This is a genomic window from Streptomyces sp. NPDC006326 (assembly GCF_040612915.1).
In the GTDB taxonomy this organism is placed as follows: Bacteria; Actinomycetota; Actinomycetes; order Streptomycetales; family Streptomycetaceae; genus Streptomyces.
Genome location: NZ_JBEXRC010000005.1, coordinates 218588 through 236807, shown reverse-complemented (window position 1 = coordinate 236807; position 18220 = coordinate 218588). Strand labels below are relative to the sequence as shown.

18 protein-coding genes are annotated in these 18220 nt (G+C 72.0%); 14 read left to right on the top strand and 4 right to left on the bottom strand.

The annotated features are described in order from the left end of the window. Positions 1-89: 89 nt before the first annotated feature. Positions 90-893 (bottom strand): IclR family transcriptional regulator, encoded by an 804-nt coding sequence (locus ABZ128_RS06575; RefSeq protein WP_356846398.1) that lies wholly within the window; start codon positions 891-893, stop codon positions 90-92. 329 nt (positions 894-1222) lie between these two features. Between ABZ128_RS06575 and allB the strand changes: the two genes are divergently transcribed. The 5 genes from allB to ABZ128_RS06550 all read left to right on the top strand — a co-directional run bounded on the left by allB (position 1223) and on the right by ABZ128_RS06550 (position 6871). Next, positions 1223-2563 (top strand): allantoinase AllB, encoded by a 1341-nt coding sequence (allB, locus tag ABZ128_RS06570; protein WP_356846397.1) that lies wholly within the window; start codon positions 1223-1225, stop codon positions 2561-2563. Between the two features lie 2 nt (positions 2564-2565). Continuing rightward, positions 2566-3693 carry an allantoicase gene (alc, locus tag ABZ128_RS06565; protein WP_356846396.1) on the top strand — a complete coding sequence of 376 codons (1128 nt, stop codon included), beginning with the start codon at positions 2566-2568 and terminating at the stop codon, positions 3691-3693. Positions 3694-3942: 249 nt separating this feature from the next. Next, positions 3943-4560, top strand: a complete 618-nt coding sequence (locus ABZ128_RS06560; RefSeq protein ID WP_356846395.1) for a dihydrofolate reductase family protein — start codon at positions 3943-3945, stop codon at positions 4558-4560. A gap of 125 nt (positions 4561-4685) precedes the next feature. Beyond that, positions 4686-5603, top strand: a complete 918-nt coding sequence (locus ABZ128_RS06555) for a DMT family transporter (protein WP_356846394.1) — start codon at positions 4686-4688, stop codon at positions 5601-5603. 62 nt (positions 5604-5665) lie between these two features. Then, positions 5666-6871, top strand: coding sequence for a cytochrome P450 (locus tag ABZ128_RS06550; RefSeq protein WP_356846393.1), 1206 nt, complete (start codon positions 5666-5668; stop codon positions 6869-6871). 33 nt (positions 6872-6904) lie between these two features. Here ABZ128_RS06550 and ABZ128_RS06545 read toward each other — a convergent pair whose 3' ends face one another. Next, entirely contained in the window at positions 6905-7909 is a 1005-nt protein-coding gene (locus ABZ128_RS06545; protein ID WP_356846391.1) for a Gfo/Idh/MocA family oxidoreductase, read from the bottom strand. 209 nt (positions 7910-8118) lie between these two features. On the opposite strand from ABZ128_RS06545, the gene ABZ128_RS06540 reads away from it, so the two are divergent. The 8 genes from ABZ128_RS06540 (at position 8119) to ABZ128_RS06505 (ending at position 14841) form a co-directional block, all read left to right on the top strand. Then, complete coding sequence (locus tag ABZ128_RS06540) at positions 8119-9129, top strand: sugar ABC transporter substrate-binding protein (RefSeq protein WP_356846389.1); 1011 nt, start codon at positions 8119-8121, stop codon at positions 9127-9129. Further along, entirely contained in the window at positions 9126-10160 is a 1035-nt protein-coding gene (locus tag ABZ128_RS06535; protein WP_356846388.1) for an ABC transporter permease, read from the top strand. Before ABZ128_RS06540 ends, ABZ128_RS06535 begins: the two co-directional genes overlap by 4 nt. Beyond that, positions 10157-10996, top strand: a complete 840-nt coding sequence (locus tag ABZ128_RS06530) for an ATP-binding cassette domain-containing protein (protein WP_356846386.1) — start codon at positions 10157-10159, stop codon at positions 10994-10996. Before ABZ128_RS06535 ends, ABZ128_RS06530 begins: the two co-directional genes overlap by 4 nt. Next, positions 10993-12159 (top strand): ROK family glucokinase, encoded by a 1167-nt coding sequence (locus ABZ128_RS06525; protein WP_356846385.1) that lies wholly within the window; start codon positions 10993-10995, stop codon positions 12157-12159. The genes ABZ128_RS06530 and ABZ128_RS06525 overlap by 4 nt, the downstream gene beginning before the upstream one ends. Beyond that, on the top strand, positions 12156-12749 hold the full coding sequence (locus ABZ128_RS06520; RefSeq protein WP_356846383.1) for a hypothetical protein: 594 nt from the start codon (positions 12156-12158) through the stop codon (positions 12747-12749). Before ABZ128_RS06525 ends, ABZ128_RS06520 begins: the two co-directional genes overlap by 4 nt. Before the next feature lie 107 nt (positions 12750-12856). Further along, positions 12857-13489 (top strand): MBL fold metallo-hydrolase, encoded by a 633-nt coding sequence (locus tag ABZ128_RS06515; RefSeq protein WP_356846382.1) that lies wholly within the window; start codon positions 12857-12859, stop codon positions 13487-13489. Between the two features lie 35 nt (positions 13490-13524). Further along, positions 13525-14310 carry an exodeoxyribonuclease III gene (locus tag ABZ128_RS06510; protein WP_356846381.1) on the top strand — a complete coding sequence of 262 codons (786 nt, stop codon included), beginning with the start codon at positions 13525-13527 and terminating at the stop codon, positions 14308-14310. Between the two features lie 90 nt (positions 14311-14400). Further along, entirely contained in the window at positions 14401-14841 is a 441-nt protein-coding gene (locus ABZ128_RS06505) for a DUF6278 family protein (RefSeq protein WP_356846380.1), read from the top strand. A gap of 8 nt (positions 14842-14849) precedes the next feature. On the opposite strand, the gene ABZ128_RS06500 is transcribed toward ABZ128_RS06505, so the two are convergent. Then, a complete protein-coding gene (locus tag ABZ128_RS06500; protein WP_356846379.1) occupies positions 14850-15530 on the bottom strand; it encodes a hypothetical protein in 681 nt (226 codons plus the stop codon). A gap of 203 nt (positions 15531-15733) precedes the next feature. On the opposite strand from ABZ128_RS06500, the gene ABZ128_RS06495 reads away from it, so the two are divergent. Further along, positions 15734-16477 (top strand): amino acid ABC transporter ATP-binding protein, encoded by a 744-nt coding sequence (locus tag ABZ128_RS06495; RefSeq protein ID WP_356846378.1) that lies wholly within the window; start codon positions 15734-15736, stop codon positions 16475-16477. Between the two features lie 143 nt (positions 16478-16620). Here the strand turns inward: ABZ128_RS06495 and ABZ128_RS06490 are convergent, their stop codons facing one another. After that, entirely contained in the window at positions 16621-18210 is a 1590-nt protein-coding gene (locus ABZ128_RS06490; protein ID WP_356846377.1) for a CocE/NonD family hydrolase, read from the bottom strand. Positions 18211-18220: the final 10 nt, after the last annotated feature.

Genomic DNA, 18220 nt, shown 5'->3' with positions numbered 1-18220 from the left:
CCTCCGCTTCGAGGGGTGCCGGGGCCGGGACATCGTGATGGCCGGGGTGCGTCAGGAGCGGCCAGGCCCCGGATCCGGAAGACGGATCCTCAGGCCGGGCTCTGGCTCTGCAGGGCGACGGACAGCTCGGCCGCCACGTTCTGCAGGATCGGCACGATCGAGTCCGTCAGGGCCTCGGTCACCCGGCCCGCCGGACCGGAGATCGAGATGGCGGCGGCGGTCGGCGAGTTCGGTACGGAGACGGCGAGGCAGCGGACCCCTATCTCCTGCTCGTTGTCGTCGACGGCGTAGCCCACCTTGCGGACCTGCTCCAGCGCATCGAGGAAGCCCTCCGGCGTGGTGATGGTCTTCTCCGTCGCGGCCGGCATGCCGGTGCGCGCGAGCAGGGCCCGCACCTCCTCGGCGGGTGTGTACGCCAGCAGCGCCTTGCCGACACCGGTGGAGTGCGGCAGCACCCGGCGGCCCACCTCCGTGAACATGCGCATGGAGTGCTTGGACGGCACCTGGGCCACGTAGACGATCTCGTCGCCGTCGAGCAGGGCCATGTTCGCCGTCTCGCCGGTCTCCTCGACCAGGCGGGCCAGGTAGGGCCGCGCCCAGGTGCCGAGCAGGCGCGCCGCGGACTCGCCGAGGCGGATCAGCCGGGGACCGAGGGAGTACCGTCGGTTGGGCTGCTGGCGCACGTAGCCGCACGCCACGAGGGTGCGCATCAGGCGGTGGATGGTCGGCAGGGGCAGACCGCTGGCCGCGGAGAGCTCGCTGAGGCCGACCTCGCCCCCGGCGTCGGCCATCCGTTCGAGCAGATCGAAGGCACGCTCAAGGGACTGGACGCCACCGCCGGCGGCGGTGGTCTTGGCGGAAGCGTCGGTGGTGCTGGCGCTGGACGTCGGCACGGCGCGGTCCTTTCGGTGCTGGCAGGCAAGGAAGCAGCCTACCGGTCGGTCGGCGTCGGCCCTAGGGCCGGGGCAATGCCGTCCCCGCCGGTCAGAGGCGGTTTGTCCGGGTGGCGGACGTCCTCGGGAAGTTACCTGGCCGACCCCGGGTGGTGATAGCTACATTCTGAATAGTGAAATCTTAATTCCATGCTGTGGAAACCTCCAATTGCGGGGAAGCCGTGTCGGTGCAGTGTCCGGCCGCTCTTGACTGGCCCCGGATCGGGGTGAAGACTCCGTCAACAGAACGTTGAATTTCGCTCTGTGGAAGTAGATGGGGAGGTTCCGGCGTGTCCGACGACGTGGAACTGGTACTGCGCTCGACTCGCGTCATCACCCCCGACGGGACGCGCGCCGCTTCGGTCGCCGTCGCCGCCGGGAAGATCGTCGCCGTACTGCCGCACGAGGCGGAGGTGCCCGCCGGCGCCCGCCTGGAGGACTTCGGCGACGACGTCCTGCTCCCCGGACTGGTCGACACCCACGTGCACGTGAACGACCCGGGCCGCACCGAGTGGGAGGGCTTCTGGACCGCCACCCGCGCCGCCGCGGCCGGGGGCGTCACCACGATCCTCGACATGCCCCTCAACTCCCTGCCGCCCACCACCACCGTGGACCACCTGCGCGTCAAGCAGGAGGTCGCCCGCACCAAGGCGCACGTGGACGTCGGCTTCTGGGGCGGTGCCCTCCCGGACAACGTCAAGGACCTGCGCCCCCTGCACGACGCCGGCGTCTTCGGCTTCAAGTGCTTCCTGTCCCCGTCCGGCGTCGACGAGTTCCCCCAGCTCGACCAGGAGCAGCTGGCCACCTCCCTCGCCGAGATCACTGGCTTCGGCGGCCTGCTGATCGTGCACGCCGAGGACCCGCACCACCTGGAGTCCGCCCCGCAGACGCCCGGACCCAAGTACACCGACTTCCTCGCCTCCCGTCCCAAGGACGCCGAGAACACCGCGATCGAGAACCTGATCGCCCAGGCGAAGCGGCTGAACGCCCGCGTCCACGTACTGCACCTGTCCTCCTCCGACGCGCTGCCGCTGATCGCCGCCGCAAAGGCCGAGGGCGTGCAGATCACCGTCGAGTCCTGCCCGCACTACCTGACCCTGACGGCCGAGGAAGTACCGGACGGCGCCAGCGAGTTCAAGTGCTGCCCGCCCATCCGCGAGGCCGCCAACCAGGACCTCCTGTGGGACGCGCTCGCCGACGGCACCATCGACTGCATCGTCTCGGACCACTCGCCCTCCACGGCGGACCTGAAGACCGACGACTTCCTCACCGCCTGGGGCGGCATCTCCTCCCTCCAGCTGGGCCTGCCCGCGATCTGGACCGAGGCGCGCCGCCGCGGGCGCACCCTGGAGGACGTGGTCCGCTGGATGTCCGCCGCCCCCGCGAACCTCGCGGGCCTGGCCCGGAAGGGCGCGATCGAGGCCGGCCGGGACGCCGACTTCGCCGTCCTGGCCCCCGAAGAGACCTTCACCGTGGACCCGGCCGAGCTGCACCACCGCAACCAGGTCACGGCGTACGCGGGCAAGACCCTGCACGGCGTCGTGAAGTCCACCTGGCTGCGCGGTGAGCGGATCGCCGACCACGGCACCCCGACCGAGCCCACCGGCCGACTCCTTGAAAGGCAGAACTGACAGTGGCACAGCGTTCGACTCCTTTGGCTTCCTTCACCGGTAACGCGAACCCGTACGAAGGCGGAGACCCGTACGCCGACTACCGGACCGCGGAGTTCCCGTTCACGCAGTTCGCGAACCTGGCCGACCGTCAGCTCGGCGCCGGTGTCATCGCCGCGAACGACGAGTTCTTCGCCCAGCGCGAGAACCTGCTGATCTCCGAGGCCGCCCACTTCGACCCCGAGGACTTCGGTCACAAGGGCAAGGTCATGGACGGCTGGGAGACCCGCCGCCGCCGCGGCGTCTCCGCCGAGCAGCCCTGGCCGACCTCCGAGGACCACGACTGGGCGCTCGTACGCCTGGGCGCCCCCGGCGTCATCCGCGGCATCGTCGTCGACACCGCCCACTTCCGCGGCAACATGCCGCAGGCCGTCTCCATCGAGGGCACCTCGGTCGACGGCGCGCCGACCCCCGAGGAGCTCCTCGGCGACGACGTGAAGTGGACCACCCTGGTCCCGCGCACGCCCGTCGGCGGCCACGCGGCCAACGGCTTCGAGGTCGACGTCGAGCAGCGCTTCACGCACCTGCGCGTCAACCAGCACCCCGACGGCGGCATCGCCCGCCTGCGCGTCTACGGCGAGGTCCTGCCCGACCCGAAGTGGCTCGACGCGCTCGGCTCCTTCGACGTGGTCGCGCTGGAGAACGGCGGCGCCGTCCAGGACGCCTCCAACCGCTTCTACTCCCCGCCGACCAACACCATCAACCCGGGCCGCTCCCGCAAGATGGACGACGGCTGGGAGACGGCGCGCCGCCGCGACAACGGCAACGACTGGATCCGCTACCAGCTCGTTGCCGAGTCGGAGATCCGCGCCGTCGAGATCGACACCGCCTACCTCAAGGGCAACTCGGCCGGCTGGGCCTCCCTGTCGGTCAAGACGGGCGAGGAGGGCGAGTGGACCGAGTTCCTGCCGCGCACCCGCCTGCAGCCCGACACCAACCACCGGTTCGTGCTGGACACCCCGGCGGTCGGCACGCACGTGCGCATCGACATCTTCCCGGACGGCGGGTTCTCCCGCCTGCGGCTGTTCGGTTCGCTCACCGAGCAGGGCGCGGCCGCGCTGACGGCCCGCCACCAGGAGCTGGGCGGCTGACGCCACCCGTGTGACCGCCCCGGGGGCCGACACCCCCGGGGCCCGGCCTTTTTTCCGGCCGCTGTCTTGCGTTGCGTTCCCCGCGTTGCGTTCCCCGCGTTGCGTTCCCGCGTTGCGGTTTCCGCGGGAATCCGACGTGCGTCCGTGCGCGCCGCACCGATGCGATCCGCGCCGCCCGGGAGTCTGAACGGGAGCAGGAGCAGACGACACCGCGACGACAGCGGAACCGGACGCAAGGAGCGCAGAGCCATGGGCAAGCTGACCCTCACCACCTTCCTGACCCTCGACGGCGTGATGCAGGCCCCCGGCGGCCCGGACGAGGACCGCAGCGACGGGTTCGAGTACGGCGGCTGGGTCGTGCCGTTCGCCGACCACGGGATGGAGGCCTTCGTCAAGGAGCTCTTCGACCGGGCCGGGGCCTTCCTGCTGGGCCGGCGGACGTACGAGATCTTCGCCGGGTACTGGCCGCAGGTCACCGATCCCACGGACCCGGTCGCGAGCCGTCTGAACGGCCTGCCGAAGTACGTCGCCTCGACCACGCTGACGAGCCCGGCCTGGGCCGGGACCACCGTCGTCGACGGGGAACACCTGCAGAGCGAGATCGTGCGGGTCAAGGACGCACTGGAGGGGGAGCGGGAGCTCCAGGTGCACGGCAGCGGGCGGCTGGCGCAGTGGCTGCTGGCCCGGGACCTGGTGGACGAGCTGAACCTGCTGGTGTTCCCGGTCTTCCTGGGCGCGGGCCGCCGGCTCTTCCCCAGGGGCGGGCTGCCGACGGCCTACGAGCTGACCGGCTCGCGCACCACGCCGAACGGCACGGCGATCAACACCTACCGCCCCACCGGCCGCGCCACGTTCGGCAGTTTCTGAGCGGGCTCCGGCGTGTGCGGCGGCCGGGTAAACGGGTCGACCTGGGTGACCGGATCGGATAGCTTCGGCGTGCATCCGTGTGAGCCGCCGAAGTCTCCACCCGCCGCACGCCGTTGGAGAGCCCGGTGACCTCGTACAGCCTCGTCGAACGCCCCGCCGTCCCCCGCCGGGCCTGGCTCGGCGACCTGCCGGTGCTCGCTGTCGCCGTCGTGTGGGGCGCCAGCTACCTCGCCGCCAAGGGCATCACCACGGCCCACACGGTGGTCGCCGTGCTCGTGCTGCGCTTCTCGCTGGTGCTGCCCGTCCTCGCCGTCGCCGGCCGGCAGCGCCTGCGCGCGCTCACCGCCCGGCAGCTGCGCGGGGCGGGGCTGCTCGGGCTGGTGCTCGGCGCCATCTTCCTGCTGGAGACCTACGGGGTCGTCCACACCTCCGCCACCAACGCCGGGCTGATCATCAGCCTAACCATGATCTTCACACCGCTCGCGGAGGCCGCCGTGCAGCGCAAGGCGCCGCCGGCCGCGTTCCTCGGCGCGGCCGCCGTCTCCGTCGCCGGGGTGGCGCTGCTCACCCAGCAGGGCGGGTTCACCGTTCCCGGCCTCGGGGACCTGCTGATGCTCGCCGCCGCGCTCGTGCGGACCCTGAACGTGCTGCTGACCGCCCGCACCGAGGCCGTCCGCGGCGCCGACCCGCTGTCCCTGACGACCGTGCAGCTCGGCGGCGCCGTCCTCGTCTTCGCCGTACTGGCCGCCCTGCCCGGCACCGGCGAGCGCCCCTGGGACGTCGCCCTCTCCTTCGGCCCCGGGCAGTGGGCCGGACTCGTCTTCCTCTCCGTCTTCTGCACCCTCTTCGCCTTCTTCGTGCAGACCTGGGCCCTGCGCCGCAGCTCGCCCTCCCGGGTCAGCCTCCTCCTGGGCACCGAACCCCTCTGGGCGGCCGTGGCCGGCATCGCCCTCGGCGGCGAACACCTGGGTGCGGCCGGCCTCGTGGGCGCCGTGCTCGTCCTCGGCGGCACGGCCTGGGGACGCCGCGCCGTGGCCGGATGACCTGCGGCGACTGACCGGAAATCGCCGGGTCCGGCGCCAAAGGGCCGCCGTAATGTATGTGTATGCCACAGCCGGACATCAGTGTGAACGACGCGGACTTCCATGCCGACCCCTACCCGTACTACGCCCGGCTGCGCGCCGAAGGACCGGTGCACCAGGTCGAGGTCACGGCCGCCGAGTACACGCCCACCTTCCTGGTCGTCGGCTACGAGGAGGCCCGCCGGGCCCTCAACCACCCCGGCCTGTCGAAGAACTGGGCGAGCAGCGGGGTCCTGCCGGGCGTCGCGACCACCGTGGCCAACAGCAACATGCTGGAGACCGACCCCCCGCAGCACACCCGGCTGCGCCGCCTGGTCGCCCGCGAGTTCACCACCCGCCGCGTGCAGGCCATGCGCCCCCGCGTCCAGCAGATCACCGACGAACTCCTCGACGCGATGGCCGCCCGCCCGCAGCGCACCGCCGACCTGATCAAGGCCCTGGCCTTCCCGCTGCCCATGACCGTCATCGGGGAACTCCTCGGCGTCCCCGACCTGGACCGCGAACGCTTCAGCCACTGGTCCAAGGAGGTCCTCGCGCCCACCTCCCTCACCCCGAGCACCCACGCGCACCAGAAGCTCAGCGACTACCTCGCCGAGCTCGTCGAGGCCAAGGCCAAGGACCCCGGCGAGGACCTGCTCAGCGCGCTCATCCGGACCAGGGACGAGGACGGCGACGCACTCTCCTCCGCCGAGCTGATCGGGATGGCCTTCCTGCTGCTGATCGCCGGCCACGAGACCACCGTCAACCTCATCTCCAACGGCACCCGCGCCCTGCTCGCCCACCCGGACCAGCTGGCCGCCCTGCGCGCCGACTACGACGGCCTCCTCGACGGCGCCGTCGAGGAGATGCTCCGCTACGACGGCCCGGTGCAGAACACCACCTACCGCTACGCCCGCGAGGCCATGGAGCTCGGCGGCACCGCCATCCCGGCCGGGGCCACCGTCCTCGTGTCGCTGGCCGGCGCGGACCGCGACCCCGGGCGGTACGAAAGCCCCGACACCTTCGACATCCGGCGGGCCCCGCAGGGCCACCTGGCCTTCGGGCACGGACTGCACTTCTGCATCGGTGCCCCGCTCGCCCGAATGGAGGGCCGCATCGCGATCCGCGGCCTGCTGGAGCGGTTCCCGGACCTGGCCGAGGACCTGTCGGGGGACCCGTTCGCGGATCCGGCGAGCTGGATCGGGGGCAGTCTCATCCGGGGCGTGACCCGGCTGCCGGTGCGCTGGTAGCCGTACCCGGTGGCCAGGAACGACAGGCCGGCCTCACAGGTCCGGCAACTCCGCCATCCGGACCCGGCGCCCCTCCCGCCGCGACAGCTCGCACGCCTCCGCGATCCGCAGCGCGGCCAGCGCCTCCCGGCCGTCGCACGCATTGGGGCCCTCCCCGCGCACCAGGCGGACGAAGGCCGCCAGCTCCGCCTCGTACGCGGGGCCGAACCGCTCCAGGAACCCCGTCCAGGGCTTGCTCGCGGGCGGCGGGCCGTGCGGTTCGGTCGAGGCGATCGGCGTACGGTCGTCCAGTCCGGCCGAGACCTGGTCGAGCTCCCCGGCGAGCTCCATCCGGACGTCGTACCCGGCCCCGTTGCACCGGGTCCCGGTGCAGGTGGCCAGGGTGCCGTCGTCCAGGGTCAGCAGGGCCGCGGCCGTGTCCACGTCGCCCAGCTCCCGGAAGGGCGCCGGGCCGGCGTCCGAACCGGTGGCGTACACCTCGGCCACCTCGTGCCCCGTCACCCAGCGGACCATGTCGAAGTCGTGCACCAGGCAGTCCCGGTACAGGCCCCCGGACGTCGCCAGGTACGCGGCGGGCGGCGGCGCGGGATCCGCGGTCATGGTCCGTACGGTGTGCAGCCTCCCCAGGGCCCCGGAGCGCACCAGCTCCCGGGCGGTGCGGTAGCCCGCGTCGAAGCGGCGCATGAAGCCCACCTGCAGCACCCCGTGCGCGGACTCCACCTCGCGCAGCACCGCCAGGGTCCGGGGCAGGTCGGTGGCCAGCGGCTTCTCGCAGAACACCGGCAGCCCGCCGCGCACCGCCCGGACCACCAGCTCCGCGTGCCCGTTGGTGGCGCAGGCCACGACCAGCGCGTCCACGCCCCAGGTGAAGACCTGCTCCACGGAGGGGGCGGCGGTGGCGCCCAGCCGGTCGGCGACCCGCACCGCCCGCGCCGGATCCGCGTCGGCGAGCAGGAGGGAGCCGGCGTCCGGGTGGCGGGCCAGTGCCGCCGCGTGGAAGGAGCCGATACGGCCCGTTCCGATCAGCCCGATGCGCATGAACTCAACCTGACCCGCCCGGCGGGAGCTGTCAATCTGCCGGGCGAGGCCGACGATGTCACAGATGGGCCGGATCGCCGGGAAGCCCCCGATGACCTCACATGGTCCACTGTGGCGGATACTGAGCGGCTGGAACCGGAATGACCGCTTTGGCAGCAGCCGACCGCAGCAGGATCAGAGACCGCAGGACGAGGGAAGGGCACGCAGACGTGGCTAGGGTTCGGACAGGGGTGCGCGTCGTGGGCGCCGTGCTCGCGACGGTACTGGGAGCCTCCCTCGTGGGCTGCAGCAGCACGGGCGGCAAGCGCGCCGAGGACCGGGCCAAGGCCGCTGCGGCGGGCCGGCCCGCCGTGTCCACCCCGCGCTGGACCTTCGCGATGGTCACCCACGCGGGCGACGGCGACACCTTCTGGGACATCGTCCAGAAGGGCGCCAAGGAGGCCGCGGCCAAGGACAACATCAACTTCGTCTACTCCCACGACGACCAGGCGCAGCAGCAGGCCCAGTTCGTGCAGAACGCCATCGACCAGAAGGTCGACGGGATCGTGGTCAGCCTGGCCAAGCCCGAGGCCCTCAAGGACGTCATCGCCAAGGCGGTCAAGGCCGGCATCCCGGTGGTCACCGTCAACTCCGGCTCCGCCCAGTCGGCCGCGTACGGCGCCCTCACCCACATCGGCCAGGACGAGCAGATCGCCGGCGAGGCGGTCGGTACCGAGCTGACCAAGCGCGGCCGCAAGAAGGCCGTCTGCGTCCTGCACGAGCAGGGCAACGTGGGCCACGAGCAGCGCTGCGCCGGCGCGAAGAAGACGTTCGGCGGGGACATGGAGAACCTGTACGTCGAGGGCACCAACATGCCCTCCGTCCAGGCGGCCGTCCAGGCGAAGCTCCAGGCAGACCCCTCGGTCGACGCCATCGTCACCCTCGGCGCCCCCTTCGCCCCGACCGCGGTCAAGGCCAAGGACGCGGCGGGCAGCAAGGCCGAGGTGGACACCTTCGACCTCAACGAGGCCGTCGCCCGCGACCTGAAGGCGGGCGTGCTCGGCTTCGCCGTCGACCAGCAGCCGTACCTCCAGGGGTACGAGGCCATCGACCTGCTCTGGCTCTACCGGTACAACGCGGACGTGCTCGGCGGCGGCCGTCCGGTGCTCACCGGCCCCCAGATCGTCACCGCCGCCGAATCGGCCGAGCTGGAGGAGTTCATCAAGCGGGGCAGCCGATGAGCGCGCCCGCCCTCGCCGACGAGCGCCTCGCCCCCACCTCGCTCGTGCGCCGCCTGCTGGGCCGGCCCGAGCTGGGCGCCGTGGTCGGCGCCGCCGCGGTCTTCGTCTTCTTCTGCTTCGCCGCGGACAGCTTCCTGCGGGCCGCCAGCCTGAGCACGGTCCTGTACTCGGCCTCCACCATCGGGATCATGGCGGTACCGGTGGCCCTGCTGATGATCGGCGGCGAGTTCGACCTCTCCGCCGGCGTCCTGGTCACCACCTCGGCGCTGTTCAGCTCGATGTTCAGCTACCAGATGACCGCCAACGTGTGGGTGGGCGTCGGGGTGTCCCTGCTGGTCACCCTGGCCATCGGGTTCTTCAACGGGTTCATGCTGACCCGTACGAAGCTGCCCAGCTTCATCATCACGCTCGGCACCTTCCTGATGCTGACCGGCCTCAACCTCGGCTTCACCAAGCTGATCACCGGCTCCGTCTCCACCAAGACCGTCGCGGACATGGAGGGCTTCGCCTCCGCCCGCGCGCTCTTCGCCTCGCAGTGGAACATCGGCTCGGTCACCCTGAAGGTCACCATCCTGTGGTGGCTGGCCCTGGTCGCCGTCGCCACCTGGATCCTGCTGCGCACCCGCGCCGGGAACTGGATCTTCGCGGTCGGCGGCGGGGCGGACGCAGCCCGCGCGACGGGCGTCCCGGTCGTCAAGACCCGGATCGGCCTCTACATGGGCGTCGCCCTGTGCGCGTGGATCTCCGGCCAGCACATCCTCTTCTCGTTCGACGTCGTCCAGTCGGGCGAGGGCGTCGGCAACGAGTTCCTCTACATCATCGCGGCCGTCATCGGCGGCTGCCTGATGACCGGCGGCTACGGCTCGGCCATCGGCTCGGCCGTCGGCGCTTTCATCTTCGGCATGACCAGCAACGGCATCGTGTACGCGCAGTGGAACCCCGACTGGTTCAAGTTCTTCCTCGGCGGGATGCTCCTGCTGGCGACGCTGCTCAACGCGTGGGTGCGCAAGCGGGCGGAGGCCACCAAGTGACGGCCCTGGTGAAGCTGACCGGCGTCAGCAAGTACTACGGCAACATCCGTGCCCTCCAGGGGGTCTCCCTGGAGGTCTCGGCCGGCGAGATCACCTGCGTCCTCGGCGACAACGGCGCGGGCAAGTCCACCCTCATCAAGATCATCGCGGGCCTGCACCAGCACGACGCCGGCACCTTCGAGATCGAGGGGGAGGAGACCGCCCTCGCCAACCCGCGCGCCGCCCTCGACCGCGGCATCGCGACCGTCTACCAGGACCTCGCGGTCGTCCCGCTCATGCCGGTCTGGCGCAACTTCTTCCTCGGCTCCGAGCCCACCCGCGGCCGCGGTCCCTTCCGCCGCCTCGACGTGGAGCTCATGCGCGAGACCACCCGCTCCGAGCTGCTGCGCATGGGCATCGACCTGCGCGACGTCGACCAGCCCATCGGGACCCTGTCCGGCGGCGAGCGCCAGTGCGTGGCCATCGCCCGGGCCGTCCACTTCGGGGCGAAGGTCCTCGTCCTCGACGAGCCGACCGCGGCCCTCGGCGTGAAGCAGTCGGGCGTGGTCCTCAAGTACGTCGCCGCCGCCCGCGACGCGGGGCTCGGCGTGGTCCTGATCACCCACAACCCGCACCACGCCCACCTGGTCGGGGACCGTTTCGTCCTGCTCAAGCGCGGCGCCATGGCAGGCAGCCACACCCGCGACTCGATCACCCTGGACGAGCTCACCCGGCAGATGGCGGGCGGCTCCGAGCTGGAGGAACTGAGCCACGAACTGGAGCGGGTGGCAGAATCAGGTCCTGACCGCGCATCCGGCCCCACCCACCGCACCCCGAGGGACGACACGACTCGATGAGCACGTACCGGGACTTCACGCTCACCCACCGGTCTGCGCGAGGCACCGTCCTGCGGACCATCGGGACCCGTGAGCGCCGGTCGCACCTGACCGCCCCGCGCGTCCCGACCGTCGGCATCGACATCGGCGGCACCAAGGTGATGGCCGGCGTCGTCGACGCCGACGGGGTCATCCTGGAGAAGATCCGCACCGAGACCCCCGACAAGTCCAAGAGCCCCAAGGTCGTCGAGGACACCATCGTCGAGCTGGTGCTCGACCTCTCCGACCGGCACGACGTCCACGCCGTGGGCATCGGCGCGGCCGGCTGGGTCGACGCCGACCGCTCCCGCGTCCTGTTCGCCCCCCACCTGGCCTGGCGTGACGAGCCCCTGCGCGACGCCCTCCAGTCCCGGCTCGCGGTCCCGGTCATGGTCGACAACGATGCCAACACCGCCGCCTGGGCCGAGTGGCGCTTCGGCGCCGGCCGCGGCGAGGACCACCTCGTCATGATCACCCTGGGCACCGGCATCGGCGGCGCCATCCTGGAGGGCGGCCAGGTCAAGCGCGGCCGCTTCGGGGTGGCCGGCGAGTTCGGCCACATGCAGGTCGTGCCCGGCGGCCACCGCTGCCCCTGCGGCAACCGCGGCTGCTGGGAGCAGTACAGCTCCGGGAACGCACTGGTGCGCGAGGCCCGTGAGCTGGCCGCGGCCGACTCCCCGGTCGCGTACAACATCATCGCCAAGGTCGGCGGCAACGTCCACGAGATCACCGGGCCGCTCATCACCGAGCTGGCCCGCGAGGGCGACGCCATGTGCGTCGAGCTCCTCCAGGACATCGGCCAGTGGCTCGGCGTCGGCATCGCCAATCTCGCCGCCGCCCTCGACCCGTCCTGCTTCGTGATCGGCGGCGGCGTCAGCGCAGCCGACGACCTGCTGATCGGCCCGGCCCGGGAGGCCTTCCGGCGCCACCTCACCGGCCGCGGCTACCGGCCCGAGGCCCGGATCGCCAAGGCCCAGCTCGGCCCGGAGGCGGGTATGGTCGGCGCGGCCGACCTCGCCCGGCTCGTCGCCCGCCGCTTCCGCCGCGCCACGCGCCGGCGCGTCGAGCGCTACGAGCGCTACGCGCAGCTCGGCCGGCGCGAGCCCCCCGCCTCCCCGGACCCCGACCACCAGGACCCGCAGTGACCCCGCCCCCCACCCTGCCCCGCCAGGCCCCCGCCCCCGACGGGGGCGGTACGCCGCAGACCCCCGGAGAAGACCGCAGGCACGTGGTCCGGCGCCGCTGGATCACCGCGATCATCATCCTGCTGCTCGTCGGCGTGCCCGCGGGATACCTCGCCGTCTCGGCCCAGCAGAGCCGCGAGAGCGGCCGCGACAAGGCCGCCAAGGTCGGCGCGGTCAAGGTCCGCCCCGGCTGGCCCTCCAAGGTGCAGCGCAGCATCTACGAGGTGCCCATCCCGCCGAAGGCCTGGCGGGTGGGTTTCCTGGAGACCAACAACTGGCGCACCAGCCGGCTGTACGTGCAGTTCGCGGCCACCCCCGCCGACCTGGACACCTTCCTCGCCGACCTCGGCACCGACCGCGGGGCGCTCACCCGCGGCGTGTCGATCGGCGCCCACGACGCCGAGGTCGCGGGCTGGAGCTGGGGACCGCGCAACGCGTGGTACGGCATCACCCTGGAGCAGCCGGACCCGCGCCCCACCCGGGACGTCACCGTCGACCTCACCGACCCGCAGAAGCCGCGGGTCTACGTGGTCTCCACCGCGACCCCGTGAGGCACCCGCCCGGTGAGCCCGTGAGCCCGTGAGCCCGCAAGCCCGCAAGCCCGCAAGCCCGCAGGCCCGCAGGCCCGCCGGCACCCGGCAAGGCCTAGCCTGGGATCATGAAGCTCACCAAGCGGCTGCACTCCTGTGTCCAACTGGAGAAGGACGGGCGCGTGCTCGTCATCGACCCGGGCGCCTTCAGCGAGCCCGACGCGGGGCTCGGGGCGGACGCCCTGCTCGTCACGCACGAGCATCCCGACCACTTCGACGAGGGCCGGCTGCGGGCGGCCCTCGACGCCAACCCGGCCGCCGCGGTGTGGACCCTGCGCAGCGTCGCGGAGCAGCTGGCCCCGGCCTACCCGGGCCGGGTGCACACCGTCGGCCACGGGGACTCGTTCACCGCGGCGGGCTTCGACGTCCAAGTCCACGGCGAGCTGCACGCCGTGATCCACCCGGACCTTCCCCGGGTCACCAATGTCGGCTACCTCGTGGACGCCTCCCTCTTCCACCCCGGCGACGCGCTCACCGTGCCCGAGGCCCCCGTGGACACGCTGATGCTGCCGGTGCACGCCCCCTGGAACAAGGTCTCCGAGGTGGTCGACTACCTCCGCGAGGTCAAGCCGCGGCGGGCCCTCGACATCCACGACGCCTACCTCGCCGACATCGCCCGGCCGATCTACGACCGGGTCCTGGACTCGCTGGGCGGCACCGGCCACGGCCGCCTCGCCGCCGGGGACGCCACCGACCTCTGAGCCCGCTGTCGGTGCCGGGCGGTAGGTTGGTTGGCATGCGTATCGCCACGTTCAACGTCAACTCGATCACCGCCCGGCTGCCCCGGCTGCTGGCCTGGCTGGAGAGCTCCGGCACGGATGTCCTGTGCGTCCAGGAGACCAAGTGCTCCGCCGAGCAGTTCCCGCACGACGCGCTGCGCGAGCTGGGGTACGAGTCGGCCGTCAACGCCACCGGCCGGTGGAACGGGGTGGCCCTGCTCTCCCGGGTCGGCCTGGAGGACGTGGTCCCCGGACTCGTGGGCGGCCCGGGGTACGAGGGCGTCGAGGAGCCCCGCGCGATCTCCGCCACCTGCGGCGGGGTCCGCCTGTGGTCGGTGTACGTGCCCAACGGCCGCGAGGTCGCGCACGACCACTACGGCTACAAGCTGGAATGGCTGCGCTCCCTGGCCGGCGCGGTCGCCGAAGACGCTGCCGGTCCGCGCCCGTTCGCCGTGCTCGGGGACTTCAACATCGCGCCGACCGACGAGGACGTCTTCGACCCGGCGGTCTTCGAGGGCCTCACCCACGTCACCCCCGCCGAGCGGGCCGCCCTGGAGACCCTGCGCGCCGCCGGGCTGGCCGACGTGGTGCCGCGGCCCCTCAAGTACGACCGGCCGTACACGTACTGGGACTACCGCCAGCTCGCCTTCCCGAAGAACCGGGGCATGCGCATCGACCTGGTGTACGGGAACGAGGCCTTCGGCAAGGCCGTCACCGACGCCTACGTCGACCGCGAGGAGCGCAAGGGCAAGGGAGCCTCGGACCACGCCCCGGTCGTCGTCGACCTCGACCTCGGCGCGTAGCGCGGACTGCGCCGTCGGCGGGGGAGGCGGCGGAAGAAGGGTCCGCGCGCCCTGTGGCCAGCGGGGAATCCTGGTGCGAGGCTGGGTGGTATGAACATCCCTTTCCTGGACAACTGGCTGAACCGGCGTGGAACGGAACGGGGTACCGGACTCGCGGCCGCCCTCGCCGACGACCCCGAGGGCATCACCGAGTTGTTCTCGGAATGCGAAATGCTGCGCGTCCAGGCGAGGGCGGCGGGGCTCGAACTCGACGAGAGCCCGCGCTCGTTGGAGGCCCTGGACCAGCTGATGCCGCGCTGGCGGCGTGATCCCGAGCTGGTCCCCTGGCTCGGCAACGACGCGGGCTTCTACCTCGGCACCGTGATCATCCGCTCCCGTCCGGGCGCCTGCTGGCAGGTGTGGCCGAACGGCCAGCCGGTGATCCGGCTGGCCTCGGGCCGCGAGCTGAACGTGGTGGAGTGGGGGGTCTCCTGGGCGGTGACGGGCTCACCCGAACTCTCCCAGGCCTACGCCGAAGCCTCCGAGGCCTGAGCTCCCCGTCAGGCCGACACCCCGCCCGGGTGCGCGGGGAGCACGTCCTCGACGGGCGGAGCCACCGGCGGCTCCGCCCGCGTGGAGTAGGCGATCCGGGTCAGGCTCAGCGACGACGGGCCGCCGAATTCGTTCCGTTCGAGGATGTACGGCTTGCCCTCGGCCGCCACCGATTCCGTGATGGTGCCGCCCTGGGCCCCGGGCGTCTTGAAAACGGCCACCCGGTGCGTGTCGACGTACGAGGCGGAGTCCAGGACGGTGGCCGAGCGGTCGAGCGAGAACGGGGTCATCGGGCGAGCCGCCTCGCACACGGCGGTGACCGGACGTACCAGCGGATCCGAAGCCCCGAAGCCGGCCCACCTGCCGCGCAGCCGCTCCCGCTCGCCGGGGTCCGCGAACAGGCTCTCCAGGTAGCCGGCGTCGGCTTTCAGGTACACCCGGTCCCCGACCACGAGCGCCTGGGCCGTTCCCGCCCTGGGGAAGGTCAGCTCCCCCTCGCAGTTGCCGCGGGCGTCGATGCGCAGGCCCCCCGTCACGGACCGTCCGTCCTCCAAGGTGAGGTGCGCCGTCACCAGCGTCTCCCGCACCCGCTCGGTCGCCTTGCGGGCCTTGGCGAAGACGTCGGCGGCCGTCGGTGCGGGTGATCCGCAGGCAGCGAGGAAGAGCGAAGCGCAGGCGAGCGCGGGCAAGGCGAAGCGGCTGGCGCGGATGGTGTCCCCCCGGTGTTGACGTGTACAGGGAGGCTACACAGGTGCCCGCCACCGGAGCCGGGGGGTTGTGTCATCACCACGTGGGCTTTATGCGGCCTTTAGGCGTGTCGCGGCGAAGTGCCTTTCCCCGGCTGGATAGTTTGCGCTGACCTTGAGACACCGACACGTGGGCAGGGCAGCGCATGGCCGCCGATCCGTTGATCGAGCTGCGGGACGTCAACAAGCACTTCGGGGACCTCCACGTCCTCCAGGACATCAACCTCACCGTCGGCCGCGGGGAGGTCGTGGTGATCATCGGCCCGTCCGGTTCGGGCAAGTCCACCCTGTGCCGGGCCGTCAACCGGCTGGAGACCGTCGAATCCGGCACCATCACCCTCGAAGGCCGGCCGCTGCCGGCCGAGGGCAGGGATCTGGCCGCGCTGCGCGCCGACGTCGGCATGGTCTTCCAGTCCTTCAACCTCTTCGCGCACAAGACCGTCCTCGCCAACGTCTCGCTCGCGCAGACCAAGGTCCGCAAGCGGAAGAAGGAGGAGGCGGACCGGCGCTCCCGGGAGCTGCTGGAGCGCGTCGGGCTCGCCGACCAGGCCGCGAAGTACCCCGCCCAGCTCTCCGGCGGCCAGCAGCAGCGCGTCGCCATCGCCCGCGCCCTGGCCATGGACCCCAAGGCGCTGCTGTTCGACGAACCCACCTCCGCCCTCGACCCGGAGATGATCAACGAGGTGCTGGAGGTCATGCAGCAGCTGGCCGCCGAGGGCATGACCATGGTCGTGGTCACCCACGAGATGGGCTTCGCCCGCTCCGCCGCCAACCGCGTCGTGTTCATGGCCGACGGGAGGATCGTCGAGGACCGCACCCCGGAGGCCTTCTTCACCGCTCCCGAGAGCGACCGGGCCAGGGACTTCCTCTCCAAGATCCTCAAGCATTGAGGGGCGGCCCGATGCACTGCGACCCCCGGCGGCGCAGCCCGACGACCGAGGCGGCCGAGGCCGCCGCGGCCGGACCCGGAACGGTGCTGCCGGGCACACGCCAGTAGCTCCGAAGAGCCGCCCCGCCCGGCAGCAGCCGCAGATCACTCCTCGCGCAGGGGTACCGAGACGTACGAGGGATCGGTGCGCGGCGAGGAGAAGGTCAGCTGCGCGCCGGTGGGGTTGTGCTCGATGTAGAGGGGGTCGACGGTGTCGACGACCAGGGCGAGCCGGTGGCCCGCGGGGACGTCGTAGGCGGTCGAGAACAGCTCCAGGTCCACGCCGAAGGACTGGCCGGGGGCTCTGTCGTGGAAGGTGTACGGGGCGTTGCTGACCAGCTTGCCGATGCCGAGCGGGCCGACGTCGTACAGGTAGGCGACGAAGGTGCCGTCCGCCCTGGTGGGCGTGACGGTGGTGTGGAGCTTCACCGTGCCGCGGATCCGGCGCCGGGTGTCGTGGCGCTCCGACTGCCAGACCGCCGCGAAGGCGCGCGGCAGCAGCGGGATCGAGGCGACCGGGGGAGCCTGGGCGAACTGGTCGAGGAGGCTGGAGAGGAAGATGACGCCGCCGTCGGCGCCGGAGTCGACGCCCGCGAAGACGTGCTCGCTGTCGGAGAGAGCGAGCTTCTCGCTGCCGCCGGAGCCGACCGACTTCCAGTCGGCGTAGCCCTCGTAGCCCTCGCTGCTGCGGGACTTGATCTGTACCGGGGCCTCGGTGTCGACGCCGTTGCGCTCGCCCTTGAGGTAGCGGTCGAACCAGCGGTGGGCGTTGGTCCAGGTGTCGTTGGGCAGGCCGAGCAGGCCGGTGCCCTCGGCGGTGGCGTGGTCGCCGGGGCGGAACTCCAGCCGCTTGGGTCCGGTCAGCTTCTCGAAGAACGAGGCGTACTGGTTGGGCGGGAAGATGGTGTCGCCCCAGGCGTTGCCCAGCATGATCGCAGCGCCGTTGGCGTTGATCCGGTCCAGCTGTGCGGCGGCCGAGCGCTTGCGGCCCCACTCGATCATCTGCTGCTCCCGGTCGAGCCGGGAGCCGAGGAAGTCGCCGAGGACCTGCTGGAGTTCGGGGCCGGGGCGGCCGGTGAGGTATCCGGCGGCGCCGAGCATCCCGGCGGCCTGGAGGTGCTGGGTGCGGCCCGAGTAGATGGACTCGATGAGGTCGGCCCACCCGCTGAGCGCGACCACGGCCTTGATCCGGGGGTCGTGCGCGGAGGCGAGCAGGCTGATGCCCGCGCCGTACGAGACGCCGGCCACGCCGACACGGCCGGCGTCGGCGGGGGTGTGGGCGAGGGCCCAGTCGATGACGGCGGAGACGTCCGCGATGTCCGGCGGGCCGGCCACCTCGATCTGCCCGCCGGAGAGCCAGAAGCCCCGGGAGGTGTAACTGACCACCACGTAGCCCTCGTCGGCGAGCTTCTCGGCCTGGGCGAGATATTCGATCTGCGGCATGCCCCAGCTGGTGGGGAGCACGATCAGCGGGTACGTCCGGCCGGCCTGGGCGCCGGCCGGGGTGAAGACGTTGCCCTTGAGGGTGATGCCGCCGGAGCCGGGGATGTCGTGGAAGGACGGCCCCGACGAGGCGTCGGCGGAGGCCGTGACGGTGGGTGCGGGCGCCGCCTGGGCCTGGTGGGGGGCCAGGCCCAGGGCGGTTGCCGCCAGGGCGACTGCCACGGCAGCCGCGGTGCTGGTGGTGCGGACCATCAATCGCTCC

What these genes read in the sequence shown, in the direction of transcription:
- ABZ128_RS06560 (WP_356846395.1), top strand. Translation starts at nt 3,943, where the DNA reads ATGGGCAAGCTGACCCTCACCACCTTCCTGACCCTCGACGGCGTGATG.
- ABZ128_RS06510 (WP_356846381.1), top strand. Translation starts at nt 13,525, where the DNA reads ATGCGTATCGCCACGTTCAACGTCAACTCGATCACCGCCCGGCTGCCC.
- ABZ128_RS06545 (WP_356846391.1), bottom strand. Translation starts at nt 7,909, where the DNA reads ATGCGCATCGGGCTGATCGGAACGGGCCGTATCGGCTCCTTCCACGCG.
- ABZ128_RS06525 (WP_356846385.1), top strand. Translation starts at nt 10,993, where the DNA reads ATGAGCACGTACCGGGACTTCACGCTCACCCACCGGTCTGCGCGAGGC.
- ABZ128_RS06535 (WP_356846388.1), top strand. Translation starts at nt 9,126, where the DNA reads ATGAGCGCGCCCGCCCTCGCCGACGAGCGCCTCGCCCCCACCTCGCTC.
- ABZ128_RS06515 (WP_356846382.1), top strand. Translation starts at nt 12,857, where the DNA reads ATGAAGCTCACCAAGCGGCTGCACTCCTGTGTCCAACTGGAGAAGGAC.
- ABZ128_RS06550 (WP_356846393.1), top strand. Translation starts at nt 5,666, where the DNA reads ATGCCACAGCCGGACATCAGTGTGAACGACGCGGACTTCCATGCCGAC.
- ABZ128_RS06490 (WP_356846377.1), bottom strand. Translation starts at nt 18,210, where the DNA reads ATGGTCCGCACCACCAGCACCGCGGCTGCCGTGGCAGTCGCCCTGGCG.
- ABZ128_RS06495 (WP_356846378.1), top strand. Translation starts at nt 15,734, where the DNA reads ATGGCCGCCGATCCGTTGATCGAGCTGCGGGACGTCAACAAGCACTTC.
- ABZ128_RS06505 (WP_356846380.1), top strand. Translation starts at nt 14,401, where the DNA reads ATGAACATCCCTTTCCTGGACAACTGGCTGAACCGGCGTGGAACGGAA.